Consider the following 10,785-nt stretch of genomic DNA (forward strand, 5'->3'; position numbering starts at 1 on the left):
AGCCATCCACAATCAGTGTTTGGCAAAGGCACATGGTGACCATAACGTCTCAATCAAGCACGATACGATCACTAAACTCTGCGCTTGCTAACGACTGCTGGCTAAATTCACACCAATAGGAGCGTCAAACGCAGAAAAAGGGCATCAAATGATGCCCTTTTTACTAGTGTTTCGTCAAATCATTATTCAATGATGTTAGCAACAACACCAGCGCCTACAGTACGGCCACCTTCACGGATAGCGAAACGTAGGCCTTCGTCCATCGCGATAGGTGCGATGAGCGTAACAACCATCTTGATGTTGTCACCAGGCATTACCATCTCAACGCCTTCTGGCAGCTCGATAGTACCGGTCACGTCAGTCGTACGGAAGTAGAATTGTGGACGATAGCCTTTGAAGAACGGCGTATGACGGCCACCTTCGTCTTTGCCCAGTACGTATACTTCTGACTCGAACTTGGTGTGCGGAGTGATTGAACCAGGCTTCGCCAGTACTTGACCACGCTCTACTTCGTCACGCTTAGTACCACGCAGAAGAACACCAACGTTCTCACCCGCACGGCCTTCGTCTAGAAGCTTACGGAACATTTCAACACCCGTACAAGTGGTCTTGGTGGTGTCTTTCATGCCCACGATTTCAACGTCGTCACCCACAGTGATGATGCCTTGCTCAACACGACCAGTGACTACAGTACCACGGCCTTGGATTGAGAATACGTCTTCGATTGGCAGGATGAACGGCTTGTCGATCGCACGCTCTGGCTCTGGGATGTAAGAATCCAGCGCTTCAGATAGCTCAACGATCTTCTGCTCCCACTGCTCTTCACCGTTCAGGGCACCCAGCGCTGAACCTTGGATTACTGGGCAGTCGTCGCCTGGGAAGTCGTACTCTGAAAGTAGTTCACGTACTTCCATTTCAACCAGCTCAAGCAGCTCTTCATCATCAACCATGTCACATTTGTTCATGAACACGATGATGTTTGGAATACCAACCTGACGGCCAAGTAGGATGTGCTCACGCGTCTGTGGCATTGGGCCATCAGTTGCTGCTACAACCAGGATACCACCGTCCATCTGCGCCGCACCGGTGATCATGTTTTTCACATAGTCAGCGTGTCCTGGGCAGTCAACGTGTGCGTAGTGACGGTTTGGCGTATCGTACTCAACGTGAGACGTTGCGATGGTGATACCACGATCACGCTCTTCTGGTGCGTTATCGATTGACGCGAAGTCACGAGCAGCACCGCCGTGTACTTTTGCAAGTACCGTACAGATAGCTGCGGTCAGCGTAGTTTTACCATGGTCAACGTGGCCAATAGTACCAACGTTAACGTGCGTTTTCGTACGTTCAAATTTTTCTTTAGACATGACAGTCCCTCTAAGCACGGTATTTCGGTGGCATTACGACCACACAACCAACAATCAGGTTTGTTGAGTATATATCAAACGGCTTGAAGTTACCTTGGAGAGGATGGTGCTGATAGGCAGATTTGAACTGCCGACCTCACCCTTACCAAGGGTGCGCTCTACCGACTGAGCTATATCAGCACTCTAAAAAGAGTGGAGCGGGCAGCGGGAATCGAACCCGCATCATCAGCTTGGAAGGCTGAGGTAATAGCCATTATACGATGCCCGCAATCGTTACTCGTAGAGCTATTCAAACAATTTGAAAATGGTGGTGGAAGAAGGATTCGAACCTTCGAAGGCTGAGCCGTCAGATTTACAGTCTGATCCCTTTGACCGCTCGGGAATTCCACCTAAATTTTGGTGCCGGCTGCCGGAATCGAACTGGCGACCTACTGATTACAAGTCAGTTGCTCTACCAACTGAGCTAAGCCGGCGACAAGTGCTGCGCATTCTATGCCATGGATTTGAGGGGTGCAATAGGGAATTTTAAAAAAATGGGTGATTTTTTCGTCTTTTGCGCATTTTTTCGCGTGATTGTTGCGAAAATAACCAGCCCGCCCACTCAACGCCAATCGTCGGCGCTTTTCCTTCCCTTTCGTTTGCGGTATCGTCACCCTCTTTACTGGCTTAAGGCACATGGATCATGAATGCAACGCTAACGCCTTATTTGTCGTTCGAGCGTCAACAATGGGCTGAACTGAGGGATGCAGTGCCCATGACGCTCACCGAAGATGACATTGACCGCTTGCGCGGCCTTAACGAGCATTTGTCGATGGATGAGGTGCGCGATATTTATCTTCCTCTATCCCGGCTGCTTAATCTCTATGTGAAAGCGCGCAAAAGCCGGACGGAAGTGCTAGACGAGTTTTTATCCCAGCCCGTCTCAAATCATGTGCCCTATGTCATTGGCATCGCGGGCAGCGTCGCCGTGGGGAAAAGTACCACCGCACGTCTTTTAAAAGCCCTGCTGACACGGTGGCCAGATCATCCTAAAGTTGCACTCGTGACCACTGACGGCTTTTTATACCCCAACGCCGAGCTTGAGTCGCGTGGCATCATGCATAAAAAAGGGTTTCCGCAATCTTATGACATGCGCAAGCTGGTTGAGTTTGTGGCCGACGTCAAATCAGGAAAAGACTGCGTCACCGCGCCGATTTATTCTCACTTGGTGTACGACATCACTCCTGACGTGCAAAAAGTGGAGAAACCCGACATATTGATCCTCGAAGGGCTCAACGTCCTGCAAAGTGGCATGGATTACCCGCATGACCCACATCATGTGTTTATTTCCGACTTTCTCGACTTTTCTATCTATGTCGACGCCGAACCAGAGTTACTAAAGCATTGGTATATTGAGCGCTTTATGAAGTTCCGCCGAGGTGCCTTTCTCGATCCACAGGCTTACTTTCATCACTACACGCGGCTATCGGTCGACGAAGCCACTCAAAAGGCGGCGACCATCTGGGATGACATTAACGGGAAAAACTTATCGGAAAACATTTTACCCACCCGTGAGCGCGCCAGTTTAATCCTAGAAAAAGGTGCCAACCACTCTGTTCAACGCATCCGTGTGCGCAAATAGTCCTTACAATCGCCGAGATTAGTCATCGCGTCTTAGAGAAATCTCTCCACCTAAATAAGGCGTGATGTCACCCTCAACGTCAAGTAATAAGGCACCGTGTTCGTCGATACCGCGCTCAATACCACGGACTTCCCGCTCTCCCATGAGTAGTTTGACGGGGCGATCAATAAAGTTATCCAACTTGGGCCAGTCGGCCATGATGCTCGATAGCCCATGTTGCTCATAGTCAATCAGTGCTTCTTTTAAACGCTCAATCAAGGTTGCCGCTAATGTATTGCGCGATGGCATTGGATGGCAAGCGTCCGCTAATCGAGCCCAAGGCTGATCGATGCTGTCACGCAAATGCGCCCCCATACCAATATTCAACCCCATGCCGATCACAAGGTGAGCCGCATCGCCCGTTTGCCCCGTCATTTCCACTAAGATGCCAGCGAGCTTTTTATCCTGAAAATACAGGTCGTTGGGCCATTTCACCTTCACACCTGGCGCGCCTAGTTCATGGAGTGCTTTGGTGATCGCCACACCAACCACTAGGCTCAGTCCCATCGCCGCCGCAGGGCCGGCATCTAAACGCCAATACATCGACAAATACAAGTTACTGCCAAAAGGCGACTGCCACGCGCGACCACGGCGACCCCGTCCTTGCTGCTGATATTCAGCCAAGCAAACACTGCCTGACGCAAGTTGTCCAACACGTTCCATCAAGTACTGATTGGTCGAATCAATGACCGGGATCACAGATAAAGCGGGCACATCGGTATGCTCACTGAGCCAGACGTCATCGAGCAACTCAATCGGTTGTGATAAGCAATAGCCTTTGCCCTGCACCCGATAGATATCCAGTCCCCACGATTGCAACACTTTGATATGTTTGCTGACCGCCGCTCGGCTCATGCCTAGCGCATCGCCTAGCATTTCGCCAGAGTGGAATTCACCATCGGATAAACGATCGATAAGGGTAAGCCTTACGGTATGTGCACTGCTCATTGTGCCTCCAAGCTGGTTTCGCCCTTGGCGCCCATAAAGCGCACCTCATGGTGCAAGGTCACACCAAACCGCGCCTTGACTTCGTCGACCACCTGCTTTGCTAACTGAATGACGTCTTGGCTGGTTGCATGATTAGCGTTGGTCAGCACTAAGGCTTGTTTTGGATGTACACGCGCGCCTCCCACTTGCTTGCCTTTCAAACCACATTGGTCAATCAGCCAGCCTGCGGCGAGCTTCTTTTTCCCCTCTCCGGCAGAGTACATGGGTATCTCGGGATAACAGGTTTGCAAGGTTTGCGCCTGGTGTGCATCAATCACTGGGTTTTTGAAAAAGCTTCCCGCATTGCCACACTCACGGGGATCAGGGAGCTTGGCTTGGCGAATCGCACAGACCGCGTCAAAAATGGTTTGCGCTGATACCCGCTCTGGATCGAGATCCGCCAGCGCACCATATTTGAGCACGGGCTGCCACGTCTTCGCTAATCGGAACCCCACTTGCGTAATCACCCACCCTGTCATCGCGTCGGTTTTAAATATCGAGTCGCGATAGCCAAATTGGCAGGCTGCTCGGGTCAAACGACGTGTTTGCTGAGTCAATGGATTGACGATATCGACATACGCGCACCGCTCGCAAAACTCGACACCGTAAGCACCAATGTTTTGAATCGGCGCCGCACCAACACAGCCAGGAATAAGCGCGAGGTTTTCCAGCCCAGGGAACCCATTATCAATGCTCCAAGCGACTAAGTTATGCCAGGATTCTCCAGCCCCTACATGCAATACCCAGTGGTCGCCCTCATCATCGACTGATATACCAGTCAGGCGATTAAGCACCACCACGCCCTGAAAGTCTTGGCAAAAAAGCAGGTTGCTGCCTTCTCCCACCACTAGCTTAGGAAGCGTCAGATCGTCAGCATGCTGCCAAATCGCATATAAATCCTCCACGGTGTGCGCTTCCACGATCGCATGAGCGTGGGCGGGGAGACCAAAGGTGTGATGGGGTGTCAAGGACACATCAGATAACCACTTCATCAATGCATTACGCTGTCAGAAAAAATCATGGATAGGTATACTACCTGTCCTGCTCGTATTGCGCATCTATTAGGCTATGGATAATTACCACATTCACCCACTCGAGCCGTTACGGTTTCCTCTCGTGGCACGATTCTATAAAACCTACTATCCACCGGGTAAACCGAAAAAAGATGAACATATCTGGGTGGTGGATGGACCCAGCGGCTTATGTGGTGCGGTCCGCTTTCAACAACGTCAAAATTACCAATTACTCACTGGCATGTTGCTGCACCCACACTTGCGCGGGTCGGGGCTAAGTCATCAACTACTCGACGCCGTCCAGCCCGTATTGGCGCAACGCCCAAGCTTTTGCTTGGCATTTCGACCATTGACCGCTTTATACATGCAACACGGTTTCAGCAGTGTGGACACGCCAGCCCTGCCAGAGGAATTGGCAGCACGCTACCAAAGCTACTGTCATAGCGGTAAAGACTTAGTCGCGATGCAATACGCACCTAAAGCGTGACATTTACAACAAAGCCACCGCGCAGTCATCCGTGACTTGACCTAATTTCTGGTATAATTCAGGGTTTAGCATCAAACCGCTCGACTCTGGCCGTCGAACAACAAGAGGTAACAATGGATTCAGCGAACGCAAACCGGCAGCTTATCGACCGTCTGCCCACCATTGCGCACCAGCCAGAAAATCTCGAAACCTTATTAGATGCCGTCTCGTTTAGAGAGCGCTTGCTTAGTGAAATAAAAAAGGCGAAATCCAGGATTTACCTCGTCGCCTTGTATCTGCAGGATGATGAGGCTGGACGTAGCGTGCTTGATGCACTGTATGAAGCGAAACAGGCCAATCCTGATCTGGATATCAAGGTATTAGTCGATTGGCATCGCGCGCAAAGAGGCTTGATCGGGGCAGAGCAATCTGACGGCAATGCGGGATTATATCGCGCCTATGCTGAGCGTTACCCGCACAAAATAGAGGTACTCGGCGTACCAGTCAGAAACCGAGAAGTGTTTGGCGTGCTGCACCTAAAAGGCTTTGTGTTTGATGACACAGTGCTCTACAGCGGTGCAAGCTTAAACGATGTTTATTTAGCGCAACATAATAGATATCGATACGACCGCTATCATGTGCTCGACAATAAAGCGCTTGCCGACACCATGGCAGACTTTATTGTTAATACCCTAACGGCGGATAGTGCGGTCAATTGCCTCACCTCGCCAGATCGGCCAAATAGCAAAGCACTTAAGCCTAGCATTCGTGAGTTTCGAACTCAGCTGCAGCGTGCGAGTTATCGCTACGATAATGAGCCTCTCCGTGAGGATCAAGTCGGGCTAACTCCTATGGTCGGATTGGGTAAACGTAAGAACAAGCTCAATCGCTATATCTGCCATCTAATTGCGAGCGCGCAAAAAGAGTTGGTGATTTGCACCCCTTACTTTAATCCGCCACGCAGTGTGGTCAGAGAAATCCGCCGTGCACTACGCCGAGGGGTGACAGTGAGCATCATTGTTGGCGATAAAACCGCCAATGACTTTTACTCACCGCCAGAAGCGCCCTTTAAGACCATTTCGGCACTCCCCTACCTGTATGAAGTCAACCTACGTAACTTTGCGCGCCGTAACGAAGCAGCCATTGCCAAACGCCAGTTAAACATCCATATTTGGAAGCATGATGACAACAGTTTTCACTTAAAAGGAATCTGGGTCGATCGCCAATACATGTTGCTGACGGGCAATAACCTGAATCCACGCGCATGGAAGCTAGACTTAGAAAACGCTATCTTGATCCATGATAAGCATCAGCAACTCGAAGCGCAGAAACAGCAAGAAGTAGATAAGATACTGGCACACACTCAGTTGGTCGGCAGCTATAAACAGATCGAAAAAATGGAGGACTATCCCGTCCCGGTCAAACGTCTGCTCAAGCGGATTAAGCGGGTTAAGGCCGATCATTTACTCAATCAAATACTCTAGGTGATGATGCGATGAAACAAGCCAAAATTGCCGCGATTGACGTTGATGCACAATGCACATTCACACCGCTTTGTCCTGATGAGCTGCCTGTGCCTGAGGGCGACACCATCGGGCCAGCTCTGAATCAGCAAGCGGCATTGGCTGACCTACGCGTACTCACCAAAGATGCACACCCCACCAATGCTGTCTGGGTGGTTGATAAACCTGCTGATATGTTGCAGCCCTTAGCACATAAGAATGCTGATCTAACTTGGGTCAAGCATGCTGTGCCCGGCACCAAAGGATTTGAAACCATCGATGGCTTGCCCCCGGTCACCGAATACGACTATGTGGTTTGGAAAGGTATTGAGCCTGATCTTCACCCCTACGGTGCATGCTTTCATGATATTGAAGAAAAACTCAGCACGGGCTTGATTGAATGGCTACACAGCCAAGAAGTAGAAACCGTGGTTGTCGGTGGCTTAGCTACCGATTACTGCGTCAAAACCACGGCTATCCAATTGAAAAAGCGCGGCCGTTTTGACGTCATTGTCAACCTTGCCGCGTGTCGTGGTATTAACCCCGACACGGTATCGTCGGCTTGTGACGAAATGGTCCCCGTCGGTATTCGACTCGTGGATAGTCAAATCGCGTTAAGCTGCTTACTTCCGCGTTAATTTGTATCGCAGTGGATCATCAATTTCCGCTGCGATCTTCCTCGCTATTTTAACGAAACTCATAGCCCGCACACATCAATAAGTTTGAGTCTTTAGACATAAATGCATTTTGACTAACAAGATTACTAGGCTTGTTAACCACTATCCTCTACTGTCTTGTTAACTATTTTCACAATAAAAAATAAGTTTGGAGGATAGCATGCTCAAACCTACCGCACTGGGTCTCCTGATCGGCGCGTCATTATGTAGCACCGCTTGGGCGATGCCTGCATCGCAGCTTGATGCACTCGGAAACGGCCTCGATGTCCAATACCAAGTCATTGATAATAAGCAAGATGACTGGCGTTCATTTATGGGTAACGTCGCCTTTACCAACCAAAGCACTCAGACACTGCCTAAAACAGGCTGGGCGATTTATTTCAGTCACATCCGCATGATCAATTCGATCGATACCGATCAACTTAAAGTCTCACACGTCAATGGGGATCTCTTCAAACTCGAGCCCACGGACAGCTTTGTTCCGCTCGCCCCTGGTGATCAATTAGTCGTCGGCTTTAATGCCTCTGACTGGCAAGTCGCAAAATCCGATATCATGCCAAACTGGTATTTAGCGTCCGACGGTGAAGCTGGCATGCATACCGCATTGATTACCAGTACCAGTAACCACAAAAATGGCCAAGTGCCCACCAAGCCGGATGATGAGCTCGCCTTTGTCGGTGACTTTGACACGCCCGCACAGTGGAAGCGCTACGGCGGTGCACTCACCGACCATTATGACCCGTTCACGGCCGAACAGCGCTATGCGCGCAATGCTGATCTGTCGTTGGTCAATACCCAAGGGCACGTGCTACCCACCCCTGCCAGTCGCATTGAGAAAAATGGCCATGTCATCCTCGATAGCGAGTGGACCGTGGTCTACGACAATGGCTATCAAGCGCAAGCACAATGGCTTGCCGATCAACTTGGCATTTCAGCCACCGACTGGGCACCTACCAACCAAAAAGTTATTCATGTGGGCTGGGGAAAAGTCAGCCTGAATGGAAGCGACCAGTGGCATGAAGCTTATCGCTTAGATGTACAACCTGAGCAGCAGCGTATTGACATCGATGCCCCTGATCAAGCGGGAGCCCTATATGCTGCGCAAAGCCTGCTGCAACTCAAAACCGGCGACACACTCAAGGCGGTGACGCTAACTGACGCACCACGCTTTGCTTACCGAGGCCTGTCTGTCGATGCGGCGCGAAACTTCCGCAGCAAAGAAGCCATCTTTAAGTTACTCGATCAGATGGCCGCTTTGAAACTCAACAAACTGCATCTACGCCTCAGTGATGATGAAGCATGGCGTATTGAGATCCCAGCCCTCCCGGAACTGGCGGACGTCGGTAGCAAACGCTGTCATGATTTGTCGGAAACCCGCTGCGTGTTGCCCTTCTTAGGTGCAGGGCCTGACGGCACAGAAGCATCCAATGGGTATTACACCACGGAAGATTATCAAGCGATCTTGCGTAAAGCAGAGGCGCTCAATATCACCGTCATTCCAGAAGTAGATATGCCAGGTCACGCGCACGCGGCCATCAAAGCGATGGAAGCGCGTTACCACAAGTACATGGCACAAGGTGATGAAGCCAAAGCGAAAGAATATTTGCTCACGGACTTTGAAGACGACACACAATACCTCTCTGTGCAGATGTTTACCGACAACGCGATAAATGTCTGTATGGAATCCAGTTATCGCTTCGTCGATACGGTGGTTGCCGCGCTCGTCGACGCGCATCGAGACATACAGCCGCTCGATACATTTCACTTTGGCGGTGATGAAATTGCCGGTGCCTGGAAAGAGTCGCCCGTCTGTCAGTCCTTTATTGCAGATAACGATGCAGGTGTGAACAGTGTTGACGATCTGAGTCAGTACTTTGTTGAGCGTATTTCGCACATTACCCAACGTCATCAGCTCGATCTCGGTGGTTGGGAAGATGGCCTCATGCACAACAATAAAGTCTATCCACGCGCACAACTTGCCAATGAGCACGTCTATGGCAACGCGTGGCAAAATATCTGGGAGTGGGGCGTTGCCGATCGCGCCTATAATCTCGCCAACAATGGCTATGGCGTTATCTATAACCAAGCCACACATCTCTATTTTGACCACCCCTATGAACCAGACCCAAGTGAGCGTGGCTATTATTGGGCACCCCGTTTTACCGATACCCGTAAGACGTTTAGCTTTATGCCCGATGATCTCTACGCTAACGCAGATGCAAAGCGCAATGGTGCACCTATCACCAAACAGGAAGTACTAGACGCTGCCACCGTGAAAACACTGACGCGTCCAGACAATGTGCTTGGTTTACAGGCATCTATTTGGAGCGAAACTATTCGCTCCGATGGCCAATTTGAATCCATGACCTTCCCTCGCCTCTTCGCCATGGCTGAGCGAGCTTGGCACCGTGCCGAATGGGAAGCAAGCACTCAAACCGGACAAGAGGCGAATCAAACCAAGCGCAACATTGATTACAACCTCTTTGCTAATCAGTTAGCGAACTACTGGTTCCCACAACTAGAGCAACAGGGTGTGGGCTTCCGCTTACCCGTTCCGGGTGGAGTGATAGAAAGTGGTATATTGAAAGCGAACTCGCCATTCCCTGGACTCACCATTGAGTACTCAACCGATAATGGTGCAAGCTGGCAGACCTATGATGCGGCGAACGCTCCTCACGTCACTGCACCAGTGCAGCTGCGTACCATTTCAGGTGATCGAGTAAGTCGAGTCAGTAAAATTCAATAATCAAGCTATTACACAGCTTAGAAAAAACAAAGCCCCGTCGACAAGACGGGGCTTTTTATTGGATAGATAGAAAATGAAAAGACATCTACTCGGCAGGCAGTTTAAAGCAAAGCGCACAGGGCTAATACACCCTCAAGATACAAAAAAGCCCCGACCGTGAGGTCAGGGCTTGGTGTTTTCTCATCAAAGTCTTACGCATATCCGCTTTGATGCTTAAATTGCGAGCTATTCGCAGTGAGTTTTGAAGCGAGACGCACAGTGTATGCCAATACATGAGCATCGCAACTATCAAAAATCGCAAGCAACAGTCACAATTTATAATCAAAGCCTGGCGATGTCCTACTCTCACATGGGGAGACCCCACACT

The 10,785-nt window shown here is 50.3% G+C and carries 8 protein-coding genes and 4 tRNA genes; 5 read left to right on the plus strand and 7 right to left on the minus strand.

Annotation, left to right across the window (positions count from 1 at the left end):
- Positions 1-182 precede the first annotated feature (182 nt).
- From tuf to BZG20_RS14320, 5 genes are all read right to left on the minus strand, one after another.
- Entirely contained in the window at positions 183-1,367 is a 1,185-nt protein-coding gene (gene tuf, locus BZG20_RS14300) for an elongation factor Tu (protein WP_046074508.1), read from the minus strand.
- A 104-nt stretch (positions 1,368-1,471) separates the two neighbouring features.
- Positions 1,472-1,547 (minus strand) — tRNA-Thr (locus BZG20_RS14305).
- Between the two features lie 13 nt (positions 1,548-1,560).
- Positions 1,561-1,635, minus strand: a tRNA-Gly gene (locus BZG20_RS14310).
- A 37-nt stretch (positions 1,636-1,672) separates the two neighbouring features.
- Positions 1,673-1,757, minus strand: a tRNA-Tyr gene (locus BZG20_RS14315).
- Positions 1,758-1,764: 7 nt separating this feature from the next.
- Positions 1,765-1,840 (minus strand) — tRNA-Thr (locus BZG20_RS14320).
- A gap of 209 nt (positions 1,841-2,049) precedes the next feature.
- Between BZG20_RS14320 and coaA the strand changes: the two genes are divergently transcribed.
- Positions 2,050-2,988, plus strand: coding sequence for a type I pantothenate kinase (gene coaA, locus BZG20_RS14325; protein WP_077579423.1), 939 nt, complete (start codon positions 2,050-2,052; stop codon positions 2,986-2,988).
- Between the two features lie 18 nt (positions 2,989-3,006).
- On the opposite strand, the gene birA is transcribed toward coaA, so the two are convergent.
- Complete coding sequence (birA, locus tag BZG20_RS14330; RefSeq protein WP_077579424.1) at positions 3,007-3,975, minus strand: bifunctional biotin--[acetyl-CoA-carboxylase] ligase/biotin operon repressor BirA; 969 nt, start codon at positions 3,973-3,975, stop codon at positions 3,007-3,009.
- Positions 3,972-5,006 carry a UDP-N-acetylmuramate dehydrogenase gene (gene murB, locus BZG20_RS14335; protein WP_077579425.1) on the minus strand — a complete coding sequence of 345 codons (1,035 nt, stop codon included), beginning with the start codon at positions 5,004-5,006 and terminating at the stop codon, positions 3,972-3,974. Before murB ends, birA begins: the two co-directional genes overlap by 4 nt.
- A 124-nt stretch (positions 5,007-5,130) precedes the next feature.
- Here murB and BZG20_RS14340 point away from each other — a divergent pair, with 124 nt between their 5' ends.
- The 4 genes from BZG20_RS14340 (at position 5,131) to BZG20_RS14355 (ending at position 10,418) form a co-directional block, all read left to right on the plus strand.
- Positions 5,131-5,514 (plus strand): GNAT family N-acetyltransferase, encoded by a 384-nt coding sequence (locus BZG20_RS14340; RefSeq protein WP_338012966.1) that lies wholly within the window; start codon positions 5,131-5,133, stop codon positions 5,512-5,514.
- 113 nt (positions 5,515-5,627) lie between these two features.
- The gene (pssA, locus tag BZG20_RS14345; protein WP_046074503.1) at positions 5,628-6,977 is read left to right on the plus strand and encodes a CDP-diacylglycerol--serine O-phosphatidyltransferase; all 1,350 of its coding nucleotides are present in this window, start codon (positions 5,628-5,630) and stop codon (positions 6,975-6,977) included.
- An 11-nt stretch (positions 6,978-6,988) separates the two neighbouring features.
- The gene (locus BZG20_RS14350) at positions 6,989-7,633 is read left to right on the plus strand and encodes a nicotinamidase (protein WP_077579427.1); all 645 of its coding nucleotides are present in this window, start codon (positions 6,989-6,991) and stop codon (positions 7,631-7,633) included.
- 199 nt (positions 7,634-7,832) lie between these two features.
- Entirely contained in the window at positions 7,833-10,418 is a 2,586-nt protein-coding gene (locus BZG20_RS14355) for a family 20 glycosylhydrolase (RefSeq protein WP_046074501.1), read from the plus strand.
- The last annotated feature ends 367 nt before the right edge of the window (positions 10,419-10,785 follow it).

The sequence above is a fragment of the Salinivibrio sp. IB868 genome, from assembly GCF_001995655.1.
Taxonomy (GTDB): Bacteria; Pseudomonadota; Gammaproteobacteria; order Enterobacterales; family Vibrionaceae; genus Salinivibrio; species Salinivibrio siamensis.

Bases quoted from the DNA above. Each gene is read 5' to 3' on its own strand.
- BZG20_RS14355 (WP_046074501.1), top strand. From the start codon at position 7,833: ATGCTCAAACCTACCGCACTGGGTCTCCTGATCGGCGCGTCATTATGT.
- BZG20_RS14350 (WP_077579427.1), top strand. From the start codon at position 6,989: ATGAAACAAGCCAAAATTGCCGCGATTGACGTTGATGCACAATGCACA.
- pssA (WP_046074503.1), top strand. From the start codon at position 5,628: ATGGATTCAGCGAACGCAAACCGGCAGCTTATCGACCGTCTGCCCACC.
- tuf (WP_046074508.1), bottom strand. From the start codon at position 1,367: ATGTCTAAAGAAAAATTTGAACGTACGAAAACGCACGTTAACGTTGGT.
- birA (WP_077579424.1), bottom strand. From the start codon at position 3,975: ATGAGCAGTGCACATACCGTAAGGCTTACCCTTATCGATCGTTTATCC.
- coaA (WP_077579423.1), top strand. From the start codon at position 2,050: ATGAATGCAACGCTAACGCCTTATTTGTCGTTCGAGCGTCAACAATGG.
- murB (WP_077579425.1), bottom strand. From the start codon at position 5,006: ATGAAGTGGTTATCTGATGTGTCCTTGACACCCCATCACACCTTTGGT.